General features: G+C 46.7%; 9 protein-coding genes and 1 pseudogene. 6 read left to right on the top strand and 4 right to left on the bottom strand.

Features of this window, described 5'->3' with window-relative positions; all coding sequences use genetic code 11:
• Positions 1-73: 73 nt before the first annotated feature.
• A pseudogene (locus tag QUA33_RS20695) lies at positions 74-523 on the bottom strand (serine/threonine protein kinase); the annotation flags it as partial.
• 565 nt (positions 524-1,088) lie between these two features.
• Between QUA33_RS20695 and QUA33_RS20690 the strand changes: the two are divergent.
• Together QUA33_RS20690 and QUA33_RS20685 are read left to right on the top strand one after the other, a co-directional pair.
• Entirely contained in the window at positions 1,089-5,033 is a 3,945-nt protein-coding gene (locus tag QUA33_RS20690) for a CHAT domain-containing protein (protein ID WP_445243268.1), read from the top strand.
• A gap of 238 nt (positions 5,034-5,271) precedes the next feature.
• Complete coding sequence (locus QUA33_RS20685; protein ID WP_333150758.1) at positions 5,272-9,615, top strand: DUF4347 domain-containing protein; 4,344 nt, start codon at positions 5,272-5,274, stop codon at positions 9,613-9,615.
• A gap of 128 nt (positions 9,616-9,743) precedes the next feature.
• Here the strand turns inward: QUA33_RS20685 and QUA33_RS20680 are convergent, their stop codons facing one another.
• Both QUA33_RS20680 and QUA33_RS20675 read right to left on the bottom strand, forming a co-directional pair.
• Positions 9,744-15,113, bottom strand: coding sequence for an AAA family ATPase (locus QUA33_RS20680; RefSeq protein WP_333150757.1), 5,370 nt, complete (start codon positions 15,111-15,113; stop codon positions 9,744-9,746).
• 1,091 nt (positions 15,114-16,204) lie between these two features.
• Entirely contained in the window at positions 16,205-16,597 is a 393-nt protein-coding gene (locus QUA33_RS20675; RefSeq protein WP_333150755.1) for a hypothetical protein, read from the bottom strand.
• Between the two features lie 505 nt (positions 16,598-17,102).
• On the opposite strand from QUA33_RS20675, the gene chlP reads away from it, so the two are divergent.
• The gene (gene chlP, locus QUA33_RS20670) at positions 17,103-18,323 is read left to right on the top strand and encodes a geranylgeranyl reductase (protein ID WP_333150754.1); all 1,221 of its coding nucleotides are present in this window, start codon (positions 17,103-17,105) and stop codon (positions 18,321-18,323) included.
• A gap of 123 nt (positions 18,324-18,446) precedes the next feature.
• Here chlP and QUA33_RS20665 read toward each other — a convergent pair whose 3' ends face one another.
• Complete coding sequence (locus QUA33_RS20665; RefSeq protein ID WP_333150752.1) at positions 18,447-18,989, bottom strand: Dps family protein; 543 nt, start codon at positions 18,987-18,989, stop codon at positions 18,447-18,449.
• A gap of 355 nt (positions 18,990-19,344) precedes the next feature.
• Between QUA33_RS20665 and QUA33_RS20660 the strand changes: the two genes are divergently transcribed.
• From QUA33_RS20660 to QUA33_RS20650, 3 genes are all read left to right on the top strand, one after another.
• Positions 19,345-19,590, top strand: coding sequence for an Asr1405/Asl0597 family protein (locus QUA33_RS20660; RefSeq protein ID WP_333066856.1), 246 nt, complete (start codon positions 19,345-19,347; stop codon positions 19,588-19,590).
• A 73-nt stretch (positions 19,591-19,663) separates the two neighbouring features.
• Positions 19,664-20,326, top strand: a complete 663-nt coding sequence (locus QUA33_RS20655; RefSeq protein WP_333150750.1) for a (2Fe-2S) ferredoxin domain-containing protein — start codon at positions 19,664-19,666, stop codon at positions 20,324-20,326.
• Positions 20,327-20,600: 274 nt separating this feature from the next.
• A complete protein-coding gene (locus QUA33_RS20650) occupies positions 20,601-21,935 on the top strand; it encodes a hypothetical protein (protein WP_333150748.1) in 1,335 nt (444 codons plus the stop codon).
• The last annotated feature ends 38 nt before the right edge of the window (positions 21,936-21,973 follow it).

The following is a 21,973-nucleotide window of genomic DNA, read 5'->3' as shown; positions in this document are numbered from 1 at the left end:
CCGCTTTTATCAACAAGGTATGCGGGCCGCAACCCTTATACAGTCTATCTCGTAGACCTTTTTGTCACCCCCCCAGGCCAAAGTCAATAATTTTTAATTGTTCCGTTTCCCGGTTGTAAACAATATTCGAGGGGTTAATATCTTTGTGGATGATGTTGGCGCCGTGAATTTGCCCTAAAATTTCAGTGGTGGCGATCGCAAGGAGCAAAAATTCCTCCAGAGTAAATTTTCGTTGCTGCATCCAAACTTTCAAGGATTCGCCGCCAAAGTCCTCCACAAACATCACGAGGCTGTTTTGGTATTTTTGCAAGTCATAAACTTGTATGACTCCCGCCTCTTTTAGCTCTTGGGTGATGCGGTATTCGGTGCGATAGCGCACTAATTCTTGAGGTGTGGGGTAGCTTTCTTTGAGGAGTTTGAGGATAATCGGCCCTTTATCTGCTTCCCGAATCGCCCGGTAAACCAGAGAGTTGACACTTTCGTAAAGAACCGCCACAACCGCAACGCCTGGAATAGAGAGCATATTGATTTTTATGGTAAATATTAACGCGGAGTCAAAACGCACCAGCTTTGTGTAGAGAATAGCGCGTTATAAAGGCAAAAAAAAGGTTTGTTAACAAATGTTTAGTTTTTCGGGTGCCAGCCTGCCAATACTTTCGGGTTGCCCCGATCGCGATCGCCTAATTTGTAGAGTGCCTCAACAGTCGATCGCACTTTTTCTGTCATTTTCAGCCCACATTACGCAGCCTGGGTGTGACACAGCATAATTACGCATAAAACTCTATTTTTAAAATAATAAATTATGGCTTTAAAAAGTTTTTTATCAGTCAATGTACGGTATAAAACTATAAATTATAGCTTTATTGCTGGCTAATAATAAGTAAAAACCGATTGTGACAGTTGAGGGTGCAGAATGTGGGTTTCAGGTATAGCAACCGCCCTGATGGTGACGACGTTCTTAATCGCTAAGTCTGCGCCGCAGTTGACCGCACTGAGCAGGTAATACCTTAAAGTTATAATTGTCAGATACGTGCTCTGCCAGCTCAAAGCTAATGAAACTAGCCTTCTTTTCTATACAGGGTGCTGCAATGCTAGCGATCGCAGCCACTATTTTGAGTACAGCAGTGGGACAAGGACAACCCATTGTTCCCGCACCCGATGGCACTGGCACTACTGTCACGCCTGACAACGGCGAGCGCTTGAATATTACAGGCGGTCAAACTTCGAGAGATGGAGCGAATCTTTTCCACAGTTTTCAAGAGTTTGGACTTACCGAAGGACAGATTGCTAATTTTATCTCTAATCCCGCTATTCGGAACATTCTGGGTCGGGTAGTAGGCGGGAATCCTTCTATTATTAATGGTTTAATTCAAGTTAGTGGCGGCAATTCCAACCTGTTTTTAATAAATCCTTCGGGCATTATCTTTGGTTCTAATGCTAGCTTGAATCTTCCGGCGGCTTTTACGGCTACTACTGCTACTAACATCGGTTTTGATTCTGGTTTGTTTAATGGGGCTGGAGCGAACGATTACAGTTCGCTGATAGGGACTCCGAACACTTTTTACTTTAATCTCAGCCAACCGGGAAGTATCCTCAATGCAGGTAATTTAGGTGTTTTACCGGAACAAAGTATAAGTTTAATTGGCGGCACAGTTGTCAACACTGGTTCCCTCAATGCTCCCCAAGGTAATATTATTGTCGCTGCTGTTCCCGGTGAGAATGCTGTTCGGATTAGTCAAGAAGGGCATTTATTAAGTTTAGAAATAGGAGCTGTTGACGGGGGATTGTTGGCAGAGAATGGGCAATTATCTCTGCCTTTGTCTATTCCGCAATTGCTTGCGGGCGCAGGTAGGAACTCTGCTACTGGTATTTCCGTTAACGGTGCAGGAGAAGTGGTTTTGACTGCGGGTTTGAGGGTGGAAAGCGGGGATGTGGCGATCGCTAGTTCTACTGTTAATAGTCAGAATGCTACACTCTCGGCAGCACGTAATCTCACTTTGGTAGAAAGCCAGCTACTTACTGAGAACAATTTGTTTCTGTTGGCAGGAGATACGGTGCGGGTGCGGGATGGAAGTTATCCTTTCAGGGCGATCGCGGGTGGCAATCTTACTATACAAGGTAATCAAAATATTGATATCTTCGCGCTAAATTACCCTAACCCTGCATTCCAATCCGCAGGGGATATCACATTATTGAGCAATGGCAATGTTTCGGGCGATGCTCACTTCGCTGCGGGAGGTAATGTAAGTATTCTCACATTGTCGGGCAACGGTGGCAGTTTTTTGAGTTTGTACGACCCGATTATTAGCTCCGAGGGAGATGTGAGATTTGGAGATTATACTGGAACCTCACTTAAGGTAGAAGCAAAAGGCGCGATCGCGGCGGGAGATATTACTATCACTGGGCCAGATACTACTTTGTCAGGTTCCGCCGATCCAGATGCGGCAGTGCTTTCAGGTAGTGCAGCTTTAATTCTGCGATCGGGCGTTTCGACTCTGGCGAATCCTGCGAATCTGCCGCCGAATGTCACCGCAGGGGAGACATTTTTTGCTTCTGGGAGTGTTGCTTCGGGCAATAGCATCGGAGTGGGAGCGATTTCGACAGCAGGCGGGCCTGTGATTTTGGAGTCTGGAGGCGACATTGCGCTGGATGCGATCGCCACTTCTGGCGGTAATATTACTCTCAATGCTGCCAGCGATATCGCCGTTACAGGCACTCTTCAGTCTACTGGCGGCAGTATTGACCTCACGGCTGGCAATCTTCTGACAGTCAGCGGCACTTTTACAGATAGTAACAATGTAAATGCGAGCATTTCCAGCGCTAATGGCACAAGTGGCGGCGCGATCGCGATCCGACACGCAGGGGGCACTACTACACCTTTTATTGTCGGCGATGCGACAACGAATGGGACGGCGGGAGCCATTACATCAGGTTCCGAGACAATTTCGCCACTGTTTGCGGTGGCGGTGCCGCCCAGCAGTTACACTCAGGGCAATATTGCGATCGTTACTTCTGCACCATCTCCAACGCCGGAACCGACACCATCTCCAACGCCGGAACCGACACCATCGCCTACACCGGAACCAACACCATCGCCTACACCGGAACCAACACCATCTCCAACGCCGGAACCAACACCATCTCCAACGCCGGAACCGACACCATCTCCAACGCCGGAACCGACCCCATCTCCAACGCCGGAACCAACACCATCTCCAACCCCACAACCAACGGCATCTCCAACCCCACAACCAACGGCATCTCCAACCCCACAACCAACGGCATCCCCATCACCTGCGCCATCTTTAATACCAGAACCAACGCCATCACCCGCGCCATCTTTAATACCAGAACCAACGCCATCACCTGCGCCATCTTTAATACCAGAACCAACGCCATCACCCGCGCCATCTTTAATACCAGAACCAACGCCATCACCTGCGCCATTTTTAATACCAGAACCAACGCCATCACCTGCGCCATTTTTAATACCAGAACCAACGCCATCACTTGCGCCAATTCCACAAGCAATACCGTCTCCGATATTAGTTGTGCCCTCCATTGCGCCTGAAAGGCTAGCCCCGATGCCATTACCTACTCCGACACCAACTTTATCTCCGTCTCTTGATGCCACCTTCCCCTTACCGGATATTTCAATTACCAATGCGATCGCCCAATCTGGCAACCTGAATAGCATTAATAGAATTGAATCTCTTTTTAACTACAGATCCGATTGGGTAAGCGAAGTTGTCCAAACGGCATCGCCTCTAAGTAGAGTTAGCCTTAGCGATATCACACGACTGATCGATAGAGGTGATATCCCACAAGCCAGTTTCTTTATCGATATCTTCTACAGTGAACAAGTTGGATCATACATTAACCAGCAAATCAGGCGGGATTTGCAATCTTTTACGGCCATACAGCAAAGAATTAGAGCGATCGCTAGCCAAACTGGTAAAAAACCAGCCATTATCTACACCTTAGCTCGCCCTGAACAATTAGACCTGATCATCGTTCCCCCTACAGGCATCCCAATTCACAAAAGCATCCCCGCCGCCCGGCGCGAAACTCTGATGCAAGTCGTCGCCAATTTCAGATTGGAACTCCTTAGTCCCAGCAAAATCAATACTCAGAGCTATTTGCCAGCATCCCAACAACTTTACCAGTGGATAATTGCTCCCTTGGAAGCTGATTTGAAAGCTGAGGGCATCGACACCCTAGTTTTTAGTATGGATGCGGGGTTACGATCGCTCCCCTTAGCCGCCCTCCATGACGGTTCTCAATTTCTAGTAGAAAAGTACAGCATCGGACTCATTCCCAGCGTCAACTTAACCGATACTAGCTATGAAAGTGTTAAAAATGCTGAAGTTTTAGCAATGGGAGCCTCACAATTTACCAATAACGAACCCTTGCTAGCAGTGCCTGCTGAACTTAATGCTATTGCCTCCGAATGGAAAGGCGAATCTTTCCTCAACCAAACCTTTACTCTCAATAATCTGAGGTCGCAACGCACCGCCCAAGCCTTTCGGATTATTCACCTCGCTACTCACGGATATTTTAAGTCAGGATCACCGAGTAATTCTTACATTCAGTTATCAGATAGCAGGCTAACACTCGATCGCGTGCGCGAACTAGGGTGGAATCAACCACCTAAAGTTGAACTATTGGTGTTGAGCGCTTGTAAAACTGCTGTGGGTGATGACGACACCGAATTAGGTTTTGCGGGGTTAGCTGTGCAAGCGGGGGTGAAGTCGGTTTTGGCGAGTCTTTGGTCTGTCAGCGATGAAGGTACTTTAGGGTTAATGGCTGAATTTTACCATCACTTGAAAGTTGCGCCGATTAAAGCTGAAGCTTTGCGACAGGCTCAAATTGCTATGATCGAAGGTCAAGTTCGCATAGAAAATGGTCGTTTAATTTTGTCAAACTCAAATAAGGATTTAGAATTGCCGCCAGAATTAGCTAAACTGGGTAATGAAAATCTCTCCCATCCTTATTATTGGTCGGGATTTACGATGATTGGGAGTCCTTGGTAATGTCATTTTGATAAAAGCGAAGCAATTCCAAAATCTGGCGATTTCTTCGTTTATCGCAATGACAGAAAATTGCTTTGTTTCTCGTAATGACATAGTGTAAGTGCAGAAATACTAACAAAGTCATTGCCAGAAACAAAGCAATCGCAATGACTTTAGGGGTGGCTCGCAATCAAATGCTAGTAAGTGCATAAGTGCTATTTGAGCGATACATATAAACTTTGAAAAGTAAAGAGGTTGCATGATGATACAGCAAAAACTTGTTTTAAATCTAGTTTTTATTGACCAAAATGTTAAAGATTACCAGAGTTTAATTAGGGACGTTGCCCAAAATACTGAAGTAATTATCCTAGATGAAACGCTCGATGGCATTGAGCAAATTACCGAAAGGTTAGCAATTGAACAAAATATAGAAGCAATCCACATCATCTCTCACGGCAGTCCAGGTGCGGTACATTTCGGCGCAAATATACTCAACAGCAGCAACATAGAAAGTTTCGCCCCTCAACTCAAACAGTGGCGCAAAGCATTAATTCCCGGTGCAGATATTCTCCTTTATGGGTGTAATGTCGCGGCTTTTAATCAGCCCTGGCGAATAGAATTCGCGGCTGTACAAACAAATTCCGCCTACGCGGACTATGGAATTTCAACCCGCACAAACGGGTTTAGTTTGTGTAGTGGCGGTTTGAACCGCCCAGTTGAAAGTGCTGCAAAGCCCACAAAACCTAACCAATTCCTCCAACGCCTGAGTGAGTTAACTGGTGCTGACATCGCCGCCTCCTCCAACCTTACCGGCAATGCCAAACTAGGGGGAGACTGGCAACTGGAAGTACAAATCGGTAAAATTGACGCGCCTTTAGCCTTCACTGAAGCTGCAAGACTTAATTACGCATCAGTCTTGGCGGCGGGTGACTTAGATCCCACATTCGGGACTGGTGGCAAAGTTACTACTGATTTTAACGGCTATACTGACTGGATCAATGCAGCCGAGCTCCAAAGTGACGGCAAAATCGTCGTGGCAGGGTATGCCTCTAATGGTACTTCCACTGACTTTGCCCTAGCCCGCTACAATGCTGACGGCACACTGGATACCAACTTCGGTACGGGTGGCAAAGTCACTACAGATTTTAACGGCTTCGACGACACTGGTAATGCCGCCTCGATCCAAAGTGACGGCAAAATCGTCGTGGCAGGGAAGGCCTCTAATGGCACCTATACTGTCTTTGCCCTAGCTCGCTACAATACTGACGGCACTATCGATAGCAATTTCGGTACTGGCGGCAAAGTCACTGCTGATTTTAACGGCTCTAACGAATACGGTATTGCCGTATCCATCCAGAGTGACGGCAAAATTGTCGTGGCCGGGCAGGCCTATGATACTGGCAGTGGCAACAATGACTTTGCTCTAGTCCGCTACAATGCTGACGGCACACTCGATACCAGCTTCGGTACTTTCTTCGGCCTGGTCACTACCGATTTTTACGGCGGTGACGACGGTATCGGTGCCGTCTCCATACAGAGTGACGGCAAAATCGTCGTGGTGGGGTCTGCCAATAATGGCAACGACTATGACTCTGCTCTAGTCCGCTACAATGCTGACGGTACACTTGATACCAACTTCGGTACTGGCGGTAAAGTCACGGCTGATTTTAACGGCTTAAACAACGACGACAATGCCAGAGCCGTTTTCATCCAACCTGACGGCAAAATTGTTGTGGCGGGGTTTGCCAATGATGGCGGCAATGATAACTTTTCCTTAGCCCGCTACAACACTAACGGCACACTCGATACCAACTTCGGTACTGGTGGCAAAGTAACTACTGATTTTTACGGTAGCTTCGACTATGGTGTAGTAGCCGACCTCCAGAGTGACGGCAAAATTCTCGTAGCAGGGTCTGCCTTAAATGGTGGCAGCAGCTATGACCTTGCCCTAGCCCGTTACAACACTAACGGCACACTCGATAGCAATTTCGGTACTGGCGGCAAAGTCACTACTGATTTTTACAGTGCTTCCGACGGTACCGGTGGCCTGTCAATCCAGAATGACGGCAAAATTGTCCTGGCGGGGAATGCAACTAATGGCAGCTATACTGACTTTGGTCTAGCCCGCTACGGGACTCCCGATATTGCGATAACTTCACCCACAATCGCCGCTGCTAATATTATCTCCGGTACTCTCAAGCAGCCGCTATATCAATTAAATTTAGCCGTAACTGGTGTTAATACCCAATTCACTGGTTTAACTGCTACCACCGGTGGTACTTATCAAACTTCTGACATTGCTACCAATGGCTTCCAACTCTGGTATTCCAGTGATAATCGCTTGGATGCCAGCGATACTGTTTTGAAAACTCTGCCACCTGTCGCTACTGGCAGCAACTTAGCTTTTACAGGACTTTCTCAACCTATCAATTCTGGCACAACAGGCTATTTATTCCTAACAGCCGACATAGCAACTGGTGCGACTGATGGAAATACAATTAACATTCTTCCACCCACTTTAGCCAACATTACTTTTACAGAGGGAAACAAAAGTGGAACGCCGACATCTAGCGGGTTACAGACTATTGTTACTCCTCCTACAGTAACATCCATCGTTCGCGCTAACCCCAATCCGACTAATTTATCTAGCCTGAATTACACCGTAACCTTTAATAAGACTGTAACCGGAGTAGACAGCGGAGATTTTGCTCTTGTACCCACAGGCATCACGGGTGCAAGCATAGCCGGAGTGACCGGTAGCGGCAATACTTATACTGTCAGCATCAATGCGGGTACTGGCAGCGGTACTTTAGGGTTAAATTTAGTAGATGATGACAGCATTAATACCTCTGGCATACCGCTGGGCGGTACTGGTACTGCCAATGGCAATTTGACTGGAGAAGTTTACAGCATCGATCAAACATTGCCAACGGCTAGTATCAATCCTATTGCTGATATTACGACAGCAGGTGGTACAACGCAGAGTTTTACTGTTACTTTCAGCGACGATAATGCCATAGATGTTAGCAGTTTGGATAGTTCGGACTTTCTAGTAAATTGGTCAGGTGGTACAATTTCTGGTGCATTTGTCAGCGTCGATACTAACAGTAACGGTACACCTCGGACGGCAACTTATTCTCTGACTCCGCCTGGGGGAAGTTGGGATGATACAGATAATGGCAGTTACGCTGTTAATTTGCAAGCATCGCAAGTAAAAGATACTTTTGGCAATCAAGTTTTAGGTAGCAATTTAGGCAGTTTTACTGTTAACATTCCCACACCAACTCCGACTCCAACTCCAACTCCGACTCCGACAACAACTCCGACTCCGACAACAACTCCGACTCCAACTCCAACTCCGACTCCAACTCCAACTCCAACTCCAACTCCAACTCCAACTCCAACTCCAACTCCAACTCCGACTCCGACTCCGACAACAACTCCGACTCCGACTCCGACAACAACTCCGACTCCGACAACAACTCCAACTCCGACTCCGACAACAACTCCGACTCCGACAACAACTCCGACTCCGACAACAACTCCAACTCCGACAATCACTCCAACTCCGACAATCACTCCGACTCCGACAACAACTCCAACTCCAACTCCAACACCGACTCCCACCCCAACTCCAGTTACTCCCGCTGTCATTATCCTGGAACCACTTGGCAGTACCAACGTACTCGAAAGCTTCGGCAGCAATATATACAAAGTGCGACTAAATACTCAGCCAACTGCTAATGTCACCGTCGCCATTACCCCTGAAACTCAAGTTACTGTCAGCGTATCTGCCCTTACTTTTACTCCCGCCAATTGGAATGTCGCTCAAACGGTGACGGTGACTGCGGTTGACGATGCGGTTGTTGAGGGCGATCGTCTAAGTCCAATTAGCCACACCACTACCAGCACTGATACATTGTATAATAATCTCGTCGCCCCTCTCACAGTCAATATCAGCGATAACGATAACTTAGGCGATGTCACAACCTTGTTGAAAAAGTCAGTAATTGGTTTGACAGATAAGGACGATCGCATTACAGGATCGGCATTAAACGACATTATCCACGCACGCCCCGGCAATGACTATCTTCATGGCAAAGCAGGAGATGACTTGCTTTACGGACAAAAAGGGGATGACGGCATCAGCGGCGGTGATGGCAATGACATTATTTTTGGCGGGCAAGGGATTGATTTTATTCAGGGCGATCGGGGTATTGACTTGATTTACTCAGGTAAGGAAAACGATCGCATTTACGGAGGCGATGGCAACGATATATTGTTTGGCGACGGGGGCAATGACTACTTATTTGGAGAAATCGGGGCCGACACTCTCACAGGCGGATTGGGTTTTGATGTGTTTGCGATCGCGATCGATACTGGTGGAACAGACTTAGCCACGGCCGACGTGATTACTGATTTTACCCTCAATCAAGACAAAATTGATTTAATTAGCCCCCTGGCTTTTAGCCAGTTAAATATTTTTCAAGGAACAGGCGCTTTTGTTAGCGATACTATAATTCAGTATCAGGTAACAGGGGGATATTTAGTTATATTGAAAGGAGTTACTGCCAGCAGTATAGTTGAGGGAGTAACTTTGTAGACTTCGTATGTTGTTGCGCTTTAGCGCTAAAGCGCAACAACATACCTACCCGATTTCGATCGCCTAGTTTGTAGAGTGCCTCAGCAGTCGATCGTACTTTTGCTGTGATTTTCAGGTATAGCAACCGCTTAATTTAAATTGTGTAGCCTGTCTTTGATTTTGGTGCGAGTCACCAATGCAGACTCACAGCGTTCCCAGTAAATTTTAGCAACGCGATCGCCCGGATTCTGACGCCAACACTCGGAAAACAGCCGCGCCGCTTCAAATAACTTCCCTTCCGAGTAAAGTGCCCTAGCTTCTGCAAACAATTCGAGCGTAGATAACTTGACCTGTTTAATTTCTGGTGGATCTGCATCAAACACCTCATAAATCGTCACAGCTTCGGATTTTCCCTTGACTTTTACCGTGTCTAGAGTGCGGATTGCGTACTGAGATGGATTTTTCAGGCGCGTATAAGTTGGCTGGGTAATTAACAGTGACACCCCATAATTTTTTGTCAAACTTTCCACGCGAGAAGCTAAATTCACCGCATCGCTGATTACCGTACCGTCCATGCGATTTGGTCCGCCCACAGTTCCCAGCATCAAAGAACCCGTATTAATCCCAATCCCAATCTGAATCCGCGCACAGCCCGAGTTGGTGCAGTATTCATTATATTCAACGAGACGGTGCAGCATTGCTATTCCCGCTTTCACCGCATTATCAGCTTCCCCACTAAACAGCGCCATAATCGCATCGCCAATATATTTATCAATAAACCCGTGATTTTGATTAATAACAGGTTCCATACGAGAAAGATAGGAATTGATAAATTTGAAATTATTCTCCGGCGTCATAGTTTCCGAAAGCGTAGTGAAATCACGAATGTCGGAAAACAACACCGACATTTCTAACTGTACTTGGTCGCCCAATTCTACATCTATGATGCTTGATTTCTCTAAAAACTGGAGGAATTGATGGGGAACAAATCGCTCGTAAGCTTTGTTGAGTTGAGCCAGCCTGCTTTCATTTTCGCGTACTTCTGTATAAAGCTTAGAATTTTGAATCGAGATCGCCGCCTGTCCAGATAACACTTTTAATAGTTCCACTCTTTCAGGGGTAAAAGCTCCCGCTGTCAGATTATTTTCTAAGTAAACAATACTAATGATTTGAGATTGGTTAATCAGCGGCACACATAAAATTGATTTGGGCTGATGCTTTCGGATGTGGGCGTCGTTAGTAAATTGTCCCGATCGCGCAGCATCATCCAGTACCACGCTTTCTTGAGTCCGACTCACATAATTGACAATGGCGGAGGAAAGGTCTTGACAGGTTTCAACGGGGATTGACTGCAACACGGTGACGAGTTCATCATTGATTGTCCCTTCAGCTTCAATGAACAGTTGTCCCTGGCTTAACAAAATCAGATAGCCTCGTTGCGCCCCTGCATTTTCCATCAAAATTTTCATCAAGCTAGACAGTAGCTTATCTAGCATAATTTCTCCAGAAATCGCCTGAGAAGCCTTCATAACAGCGCTGATATCTAGGTGATTCCCCGAACCAGTCGTTGTCATTGCTACGGTAGTTTGAATATTTTTCCTTCCCGGTTGAGTTACCGCGAATAAGTGGGGATATCGCGTTTCTAAATCCGTTACCTTAGCAGTGGCTCCCCATTCAACATAACAATAATAAGCCTCAAAAATGTAGGCTTGAGCAACTTTTGTTTTGCCCCATTCCCCGTAGAATTTGGCTGCGATTTCGTTTGCCAAGGCTTCGTCATTAACATATTTGTTTTCTTTTGCTCCAGAAATTGCGCGATCGTACATTTCAATCGCCTCGGCTTTATTGCCCAACACCCGTTGCCGTTCTGCTTCCACTAAATACCATTTATGCAGATAATTCATCGGAGCATTTTGCGCCCACTGTTGCAGCGTGGTTTGATGGATTTCCACTAAGGAAATAATTTCAGTTTGCTCAATTGCTGGCTGTGCGGGAAAAAGTGCCAGGTGCGTCAGGGCGGCATAAAAATGAAAAATTGGAACAAAAGCCGATCCAGATACTCCCATCAAATACTGTTTGACTTGGGAAATGTGGTCTAGGGCAGCCGTGTAATTGCCATAGCAGTAAGCAAGCAGCAGTTTGTAGATGCAGGCACAAGCGATCGCCGTGAATTCATTATCCTGATAGTGCTTGGGAATCATCACCGTTTCATCGTAGGCAGAGCCTATTAACAAATCCGGCCGAATACTGCTTTCCCTCAAGTTTTGCACCGTCTGCTGAATCATATCCAAATAAACCCGAGCAGAATATTGTTTCAACTGCGCCATCACAGCCCTGTAACTTGCTATTTCAGGTTCCCAAGTTTCTAGTTCTACACCAGCGAATAAATGAGTATAAAAACAAATATATATGTTGTAGCCAGCATTTACAAAGTCGCCTGTTTCCATACCAAACCTATAGCCTTCTTTCAGCGTCGGTATCGTTGCCAAAAGAGCTTCTTGGCGATGCTGAATCCAACCACCAAACAAAAGCAGAATTATAGACTTGAATTCCGGTACATTAAACCTATCGAGCAATGAAAGTGCCAATTGCCCAAAGGCATAGCCGGTTTCCACCTCTTGTAAAAAGGCACAGAACACCATCCCGTGCATCGCATACCCCACCGTCGATGCGGGTGCATTCCCAAAGGAAAGCGATAAACTCACCATCGTTGAGCTAAGCAGGGGCAGCAAACCGGGCATTCCCTGGAAAATGGGTGGAAACAACATACCAGACAGTTGCATAGCTGCCTGAGTCTGTGGATTTGTCATCACAGATAGGTCAACCAATTCCTCAATCTTTCTGCCACTTAGTTGGGCCGCAAGGGCTTGCAGCGCTTTGCCAATCTTAGCTTCATCAGGTTCGGCAGGAAGTTCAATCCCCAATTGTAAGAGTGCGTCTCTTGCTACTGCGATCGTTTCTAAAACCTTGCTCTGGGCTGTCTGAGCAGCAATTTTAATTTCGTAAATTTTAACTCTATCTAAAATTGTTTGGGCTTCTTGTAAAACCAGTGCTGCCATCTGTTTCATACCATCAAAATCACCATTCAAATAGGCAATTTCAGCAGCAGCAACGTAAAGATTTAGCGCCAATTCATATTGAGTTTGCCAGCATTGAGGAGTCAGTAGCTCAATTCCCGTCTGTAGATAGATATTTGCCGCCGCGTAGGCGGTAGAATTTCTAGCCTTACGTCCAGCTTCTAAGTTTAGTTGAGCTAAGGCTGAGCGTTCACTTAATTGATGGATTAACTCAATTCCTTGATTTAAATGCCCTACAATATCAAAGATTTTTTCTTCTGTTTCTATGTCGGAAGAACTTTGTAGCAGTAACTGTCCAATTTTGAGATGGGTGGCTTGTTTTCGATCGTCGGGAATCAATGAATAAGCTGCTTGCTGGACGCGATCGTGCAGGAACTTATAAGTGGGATTAGCAACAGACTGATTGGGGGATTCAGCATCTGCTTGAAGGAAGTTATAGCCTTCTGAAATCACTAAAATGAGTCCTTCTTGCAAGGCTTTCCACAGCGCTGATGCCGTTTGTTCTGGTAATTCTTCGCTGACTATTGCCAATGTCTCTAAATCAAACTGCGCCCCAATGCACGCGGCAAGTTTGAGAACATCCTGAGTTTCTGCAGGCAACTTCTGCAATTGCGCCGCCATAAACTCCACCACATCCGAGGCGTCGGCAAATTTAAGTTCATTAATATCGCACTGCCACCCCCCTCTACTGCCTCCCTTAGTAAGAGGGGATTGAGGGGGGTTAAAAATAATTTGACCGTCTTCATACAACGCTTTGAGGAATTGAGTAGAGAAAAAGGGATTACCTTGGGTTTTTTGATAAACCAATTCTGTCAGGGGCTCGGCTAAAGATAAATCGCAAATCAGCGTATCTGCTACCAACTGATTGAGATCTGCTAAACTCAAAGGTTGCAGGGTAATCGTATTCACCGTGGCTCCCGACTTCACAATCTCATCCACCGTCAACATAAAGGGATGAGCCGGTGATACCTCATTATCCCGATAAGCACCCAATATCAAGAGATGCCCCGTATCCTCCATCAACAGTTGTAGCAATTTCAGAGATGCCGAATCCGCCCACTGCAAATCGTCCAGAAACATCACTAAGGGATGCTCTGCTTGGGTAAACACTTGCACAAATTTTTGCATCAGCAAATTGAAGCGATTTTGGGCGGCACTCCCCGACAATTCTAGTGCCGGAGGTTGAGCGCCAATGATGTGTTCTAATTCAGGAATTACGTCAATCAAGACTTGCCCGCTCTCGCCTACTGCGGTGAGAATCAGGGTTTTCCATCTGTGTAACTGAGCGTCACTTTCTGATAATAACTGTCCCATCAATTCCCGAAATGCTTGCACAAATGCACTGAAGGGGATATTGCGCTGGAATTGGTCGTATTTGCCTTTGATAAAATAGCCGCGCTGTCGGGCGATCGGCTTGTGGACTTCGTTCACTACTGCGGTTTTACCAATCCCTGAAAAGCCAGCTACTAGCATCATTTCGGCACTAGCATTACGAACTCTTTCAAAGGCAGCTAATAGATGAAAAACTTCTGTTTCTCTGCCGTATAACTTTTCGGGAATCAGGAAATGGTCTGTAAGATCCATGGTTCCCAAGTCAAATTCTGCTATGCTATCGGTTTCTTGTAATTGAACCAGACACATTTCTAAATCCTGCTTGAGACCCAATGCAGTTTGATAGCGATTTTCCGCATTTTTTGCCATCAGCTTGCTGACAATTTGCGAGAGAATTAGGGGGATTTCTGGCTTGATTTCGTGCGGGGGAACTGGTGGTCTGGCAATGTGGCAGTGAACTAGCTCTAAAGCGTCTTCTGTCTCAAAAGGTAGTTTTCCTGTCAGCAGTTCGTAGAAGGTGACGCCGAGGGAGTAAAAGTCAGTGCGGTAATCGATAGAGCGATTCATCCTACCAGTTTGTTCCGGCGAGATGTAAGCGAGGGTTCCTTCTAAAACGTTGGGATTTTTCAGGGTTGGCATTTCTCGCGTTAGCTGAGTGGAAATGCCAAAGTCGATAATTTTGAGCTGTCCCGTTTCCGGGTTATAAACAATATTTGAGGTGTTAATATCTTTGTGGATAATATTGGCGCTGTGAATTTGCCCTAAAGTTTCAGTGGCTGCGATCGCCAGGATCAGAAACTCCTTGAGGCTAAACTTTCGCTGCTGCATCCATATTTTCAAGGATTCCCCGCCAAAGTCCTCCACAAAAATCACGAGGCTATTTTGGTATTTTTGCAAGTCATAAACTTGCACGACTCCCGCCTCTTTCAGCTCTCTGGTGATACGGTATTCGGTGCGGTAGCGTAGCAATTCTTGAGGTGTGGGGTAGCTTTCTTTGAGCAGTTTCAGGATGAGCGGTTGGCGATCCGCTTCCCGAATCCCCCGGTAAACCAGAGAGTTGGTACTTTCGTAAAGCAGTTTCTGGACGGCAATGCCTGGAATGGAGAGCATATTTATTTTTTTGGTAAAAATTAACGTTTACTCAAAACACACCGGATTCGTTGTGTCGAGAATAGCGCTTTAGAAAGGAACAAATTATGTTTTTATAACACACTCTTAGTTTTTCGGCAGCGAAGTCGCTTTCAGGTCGTCTGGCAGAGTAAGGGTAAGGAGTTATAATGCGACGTATCTAAGCCTTGTTAATTCTCAACTCCCTGAATTGTCCCCGTTTCGGTTCTCCAAACATCGTTAAAAATTGTCCCACCCCCAGCGCTAAGTAAAACTTTAAATCTATATATTGTCACAGGCAGTTTGTTTAAAACCGCGCACATCAAAGGATTTCAGAAGAAACAAAAAAATTGAGAGATCGGCTTTTATTAGAAAAAATATCTTGAGTCGCGATTGTCAAAGTCACGAGGGTGTCCCCCCGCTGGTTCTAATACTATGTGTTTTTCAACAATTAGCATCAGTCCCCCGGAAAGTTCAAGTAAAGTCAAAAAATCAACGCAAGCTAACGATCCACCACGATCAAATGTAGTCGTTTGTAGGCAATAAGGGGAACAAGCAGTGGAAAGAGCTGCCAATAGATGCCTTAACCAAAGAAATTCTAGCGGTTTATAGCAACCCTACATGAGTCGTAAATTTTTTACCCCAGCCCACCCAACCCTCCCCTTACGAAGGGGAGGGAATAAGAAATTCACAAATGATTTAGGATGGCTATATATAGGAAGTCTAGTTGAAATGGGTGCTAAAGGTTTGTCAGATTCAGTCCCAGTAGTTGAGAGACGATGTGCTGTCTATTATACAGATTTTTTTGTCGCATATAAAAAAGTTTTGCCTCGCCAGCGACACAAATCTGTCGGGAAAGATACGGGCAAAACTTCTGATCTCTAAAGATGCAAGAACTCCCTGATGTACAGGATATCTCGCTATTGTTGTAAGAAAGATCCTTTCCTAATCTAAAAAGCTCTTAAATCATGTGGGAGCTTTGTGGTATTGTATTCATCAATACAACGCTTCTTTATCCCTAAAAGGATTGAGAATTTTTCCTTGCTATGCAGGACTGCCAGACTTTGTTCTCAGGATTTTGGAGAGTCATTTATCTACTTCCGCTTACCCTTCCCCGCTACAAACTCCCGCAGCCGCAGTAAACTAGCGGTTTGCCCCAAATTCAGCGGCAGCAGCGACACTCCCTCCAACCGAGACTGCACCCAACCATCGCCCCAATACCACTCGTGAAATCCGTCAATTCCCTGACTCAATAACAGCCGCAGACAATTGTGCTCAACAATATCAACGTGATGCTGAACTGCCACGGGACCCAGCCAACTTGTAAAGGTCAAACCTCGAGCAAATTCTTCCGGCAAACCGCTAGACAACTGCTGCGGCCACAGCCACTGCTGCAATTGACTCGGACGCAACAAGCTGTCTCTAATGGCTGTTTCGGAAGCTTCAAGCTCAATCCGCAGGTTGCTTTGTTGAAAATTACCGAGCATAAGAATTTTAGATATAAGTGCAAGTAACTTTAATGTAACTTATTGGACTGGTTCTAACCTCTTAGGGGCGGGCAAGATGCCCACCCCACAAGCAGAAAATTCATCGGTTGTGGAACAGGCCCGAAAGCTTGTTCAGCCTAGAAACCCACCCCACAAGCAGAAAATTCATCGGTTGTGGAACAAGCCCGAAAGCTTGTTCAGCCTAGAAACCCACCCCACAAGCAGAAAATTCATCGGTTGTGGAACAAGCCCGAAAGCTTGTTCTTAGAAGTTCGATCGCACACCAGCGCACATCAGGGCACATCAGGGCACATCCGCCTTCATCTGCCGTTAAAGATTTAAGATATTCGATCGCACGCCTCGCCCCAGACCCGATTTTCGTATCGAACTGTTAAGCTCTGTTTCATTTCATTGAAATCTCCCCTGCTTCACCCCACCGCATCCAAACTCCGTGATACCATCACACCTGAGTAATGCCTATAGAAAAAAACTGGAGAGAAAAGCTTTGACACTAAGGGTTGCAGTAGTAGGTTCAGGCCCTGCGGGTTCTTCCGCCGCCGAAACATTGGTAAAAGCAGGCATCGAAACATACCTATTCGAGCGTAAATTAGACAACGCCAAACCCTGCGGTGGGGCGATTCCCCTGTGCATGGTCAGCGAATTTGACTTGCCGCAAAATATTATTGACCGCCAAGTCAGAAAAATGAAAATGATCTCCCCCTCCAACGTCGAGGTGGACATCAATATTGAAAACGCACATGAATACATCGGTATGTGCCGCCGCGAAGTGCTTGATGGCTTCATGCGCGATCGCGCCGCTTCCTTGGGTGCAAAACTGATTAACGGCACCGTTCACAAATTAGAAATTCCCGGAAACAATACAGACCCCTACACTCTCCACTATGCCGACCACTCCGACGGCAGCGCCATGGGAATTCAGAAAACTCTGAAGGTGGATTTGGTAATCGGGGCTGACGGCGCTAACTCCCGCGTAGCAAAGGCGATCGACGCTGGCGACTACAATTATGCGATCGCCTTCCAAGAACGCATCCGCCTGCCGGAAGATAAAATGGCTTACTACCACGACTTAGCCGAAATGTACGTCGGCGATGACGTATCTACCGACTTCTACGCTTGGGTGTTCCCCAAATACGACCACGTAGCCGTCGGCACCGGCACGATGAAAGTCAATCAAGCCAGTATCAAAAAGCTGCAAGCAGGCATCCGCGCCCGCGCTGCCAAAAAATTGATGGGCGGTGAGATTATTAAAGTGGAAGCTCACCCTATCCCGGAACATCCGCGTCCTCGCCGGGTTGTCGGCCGAGTTGCTCTCGTAGGCGACGCTGCAGGTTACGTTACCAAGTCTTCCGGCGAAGGTATCTATTTTGCCGCCAAGTCTGGCCGGATGTGCGCCGAAACTATTGTGGAGATTTCCAATAAAGGCGCGCGCATTCCGACTGAAGAGGAAATCAAGCTTTATCTGAAGCGGTGGGATAAAGCCTACGGCATTACTTACAAAGTGCTTGACATTTTGCAGCGCGTGTTCTACCGTTCCGACGCTACTCGCGAAGCTTTTGTGGAAATGTGTGCCGATCGCGATGTGCAGAAGCTCACATTCGATAGCTACTTGTATAAAACAGTAGTACCGGCTAATCCTTTCGTGCAGATGAAGATTACTGCGAAAACCATTGGTAGCTTGTTGCGCGGCAATGCTTTAGCGCCTTAATTCCCTCCGGACCAGTACACTTTGTATAAAAAAGCGGGCAGTTTTATGACTGCCCGCTTTTTTTTCGATCTTAAGATAACAAACCCCGAATGCGCGAAGGAAAATGAAGAAGAAGAAGAATTGTTAGTTCAAGTTCAACTGCACTAAGGTATCGGGGGCGAGGAAGTGGGAAATGTGATAAGCCCGTTCCTCGGTTTTCAGCAGGATTTTTTCGTAGAGGTAGCGCGTAGCTCGATCGCCCAAACTTTCTGCTTGTCCTGCTTGACGGCGCAGCAAACCTATAATAGCTTGTTCCGCCGTCAAATCGTGTTCTAGCATTTGGCGGCAAGAATATACGCCGTCGGCTTCCGGCTCAAAACAGCACAGCTCGGCTAACTTGCTAAAGCTAGCTGCCGGTATGCCACCCAACCCGTTTAACCGTTCGCCCAACTCGTGGACGCTATCTTGAGCTTCTCCGTAGCTTTCTTCAAAGAATTTGTGCAAGGAGTAAAATTCTGCCCCTTCCACCACAAAATGATGTTTTTGATATTGCAGGTATAGAGCCTGAAAACTGGCCAGCAGCGCGTTCATCCCTTCACAAATCGGTGCTGTGACTGAATGTTCCAGTAGAACTGGGTTGTCGGCTATGTGGCCAAACGGTCTCAATGCACTCTGAGTCTCAGCCATGTGTGTTCTCCTCTCAATAGGCAGTTTTGTTGCCAATAGAGTCAGTCTAGCACTGTAAATTTACCAGTCAAGCAGCGTCTGCCTCCATAGTGGAAGATTTTATAGAGTAGGAAATTTTTTTTCTAAACCTATTGAGAATTATTAGCAGTTGGGTTATGCTTTAAAAAGATCCTCGTTCTGAACGCTTCCTGAAAGTGGGGCGAACCTTCTGAAGGCAGAAGGCAGAGGGCAAAAGGCAAAATTTTTTAGGAAGGGCTGTTGATAATCCTTGAGGTTCTTCGGAAATCTAGCTTTGAACTTCTGCCCGCTATCAGTCAGGGTAAAAATTAATGCAAATTATTACTGTTGTCAAAAAATGAATCCAGCAGATCCAGAATTAGAAGTTTGTGACATTGTGCAAGTTAGTTGGCTAGATAGGTGGCAAGTTTACAAACGCTTGCAAGAGCTAGAAATTCCCTGCTGGTGTGCGGTTGACCAACCTTTGCGGGCAAAAGTCAACACTGTCAAACAAGCTGCTCAGTTAAAGAGCGTGTTGAGGCAAGTCAGTGCCCCGAAGGGCGAACTCGTGCAGTGGCTGGAGTGCTGCTGGCAAAGGGGCTAAAGGAAGCAGGAAGTTAGGCAAAGAGCAGCGTACAAGATGTAACGGATGTAACGGATTTAAAGGAGTTATAACAATGTATAAATCTGGCAAGCAAGTTTCCGAATTCAGTTTAGAGGGAGAAATCCTCGGCCTGATTATTGAAGATGGGTGTAAACTTAAATATTTGCGAATTAGTAGCGATCGCGGAGTAGAATATCTTGTTAAACTTTGCAAGGAATTGCGGGCATTTCTGTCGCCTATTTTGACACCGGGGTTGAGAGTTCAAGTTGTAGGTGAGAAAGAACTCAATTTGAAAAACGGTAAAATAAAACTTAAAGCTCGCAGCCTCAAGCTGGCTCAGGGTAACAACGATCGATCGCACGAACACCTTGACTCCACCAATGGGCCTGTTGCGGTATTGACATCCGACGATCGCGCGATCGGCAAAAGCGACTTCACCTCTCCCACTGCGGCTCAAACTGTAAAAGCTCCGGCAAAAACCCAAACCAAAATATTAGTATGTCAAAAATCAGACTGCCTGAAGCGGGGCGCTGGAGGAGTCTGTAAAGCTTTAGAAAATGCTTTGAATGCGCGCGGTTTAGAAGACAAAGTGACAGTACAGGGAACCGGATGTCTCAAACAGTGTAAAGCGGGCCCAAATATAGTTGTGATGCCGGACAAAACTCGCTACAGCCGCATTGCACCGGCAGAAGTTCCAGCAATCATTGACAAACATTGTGCAGTTGTTAAAGCTTAGGCGATCGCACGCATACCGAAACAGTGCGTGAGACATCAGGAAAAATTATTTTGATAGGACTCTGGATCAAAAACTCACGTCTGTAGGTTACTCATAGGCCCATCTTAGACCTGAATTTGAGTTCGGGTTGTAGCTCGATCGCGCGAATCGATTCAGAGGTTATTGTCCCAAAAAACAGGAAAAATGCCAAAAACTATCACTTAGGGGCTTCCTTCGGGAGAATATCTAAGGATAGACTGTATCTGAGACCCTGTGAGTATTGGGATAAAAAGCCATGTCAGAAGCTGATCTTCGAGCCCATCAGCACCAACCGTACCCTGCTGTTCCATCCGATACCGAACCATTGCAGTCAGATTTTGCTGCTGCTGGGGGTTTTGAGCCGATCGCCCCCGATGCAACAGACCCTCCCGCAACGGTTCCCCAACAGCCAGAAGAAGACTGGCAAACAGTAGATTTTCCCAACGCCATCAGCGTAGATGCAATTCCCACAAAACCGGAAACAAAAAATTCGCAATCTCCGACACAGCCGGCGGAGGCGGGCTCGCCCCCGATTTCAGACAATCTAAAAAATATGCTTGGGAATGCCGAACAGGCCAAGGGCAAAGGATCGACCCCAGTCACCCTCATGCAAGCGCTGCACGAATGCAACCGCGACCTTTTGCAGCGCATCGCCCAGCTAGAAACAGCTCTGGAAGAGTCCCAAAAAACCTTGCAGAATCGCGAAGCTTTGCTAGAACAGCGGACTGCAGAACTCGAAAATACTCAAGAACAATTGACGCGGCTGTTTGGCAAAGTGGAAGTTTCCCATCAAACCCTCCAAAGTCAAGAAATTTTAGTCGAAAATTTAAGAAGTCAGTTGGCAACCAGCCAAGTCAGGCTAGCGACTGTGGAGCGAGAATGTGCGTCTACTGTGCAGCGCTACAACGAACAGTTACACCAGTTAGTAGCCACAGAAAATATTTGCAGGGAATTGCGAGCCCGCTTGCACCGCCAGCAGCGTCACACTCTGCAATTCAAAGCGGCCTTGGAAAGAAGTTTGGACAGGCCGCAGGTAAAGTCGCCGATTATCCAGCCGCCTGACAATAATCTGGACACCGCCAGCGCACAATTAGAATCTTTGCTCGCGGCGGTCAAAAGCTCTCAGATGCCGGTGCCGCCAGCCTTCAACGCTTCCCCTGTCCAACCTTGGTCGGAACCAGAAGAGGTTCCAGAGGTAGCCGCTGCTGCCGAGGCGATCGAGCCTGAATCCCCAGCCCCTCTAGAACTCAACAAATTAGCCGAAGTATCCGCCATTCAATTGCAGGAGAGCGAAACCTACCAGCCTGATGAGCCGGCACCTGACTCGGCCGAACCGGTTGCCGAACCTGAACTGCCGGTGGCTGAGTCAGAACCCGCCGAAACTGCTACCAAAGTGGAGGCTCAAGAATTGGCTAGGGCTTTTCAAATTTTGAATTCAGTTGAAACCTTTGGCATTCAAGAAGTGCGATCGAGTGTGGCAAAACCTACAGCAGTCGCCCAACCAGACTGGCTGAGCTTGATTGCCAGTCCGCTGCGGGCTTCTAAAAAACGCCGATCGCTAGCTGAAATTGAATTGCCGAGTTTTCGATAGCGAACTGAAGTTGCTAGTTTTGAGTCTAAAACTCAAAA

This window comes from Microcoleus sp. Pol14D4 (assembly GCF_036701245.1).
In the GTDB taxonomy this organism is placed as follows: Bacteria; Cyanobacteriota; Cyanobacteriia; order Cyanobacteriales; family Microcoleaceae; genus Microcoleus.
The sequence above is the reverse complement of the archived record's forward strand: the minus strand, read 5'-3'. Positions and strand labels throughout refer to the sequence as shown.

Bases quoted from the DNA above. Each gene is read 5' to 3' on its own strand.
- QUA33_RS20655 (WP_333150750.1), top strand. From the start codon at position 19,664: ATGTATAAATCTGGCAAGCAAGTTTCCGAATTCAGTTTAGAGGGAGAA.
- QUA33_RS20660 (WP_333066856.1), top strand. From the start codon at position 19,345: ATGAATCCAGCAGATCCAGAATTAGAAGTTTGTGACATTGTGCAAGTT.
- QUA33_RS20680 (WP_333150757.1), bottom strand. From the start codon at position 15,113: ATGCTCTCCATTCCAGGCATTGCCGTCCAGAAACTGCTTTACGAAAGT.
- QUA33_RS20665 (WP_333150752.1), bottom strand. From the start codon at position 18,989: ATGGCTGAGACTCAGAGTGCATTGAGACCGTTTGGCCACATAGCCGAC.
- QUA33_RS20685 (WP_333150758.1), top strand. From the start codon at position 5,272: ATGATGATACAGCAAAAACTTGTTTTAAATCTAGTTTTTATTGACCAA.
- QUA33_RS20650 (WP_333150748.1), top strand. From the start codon at position 20,601: ATGTCAGAAGCTGATCTTCGAGCCCATCAGCACCAACCGTACCCTGCT.
- QUA33_RS20675 (WP_333150755.1), bottom strand. From the start codon at position 16,597: ATGCTCGGTAATTTTCAACAAAGCAACCTGCGGATTGAGCTTGAAGCT.
- QUA33_RS20690 (WP_445243268.1), top strand. From the start codon at position 1,089: ATGCTAGCGATCGCAGCCACTATTTTGAGTACAGCAGTGGGACAAGGA.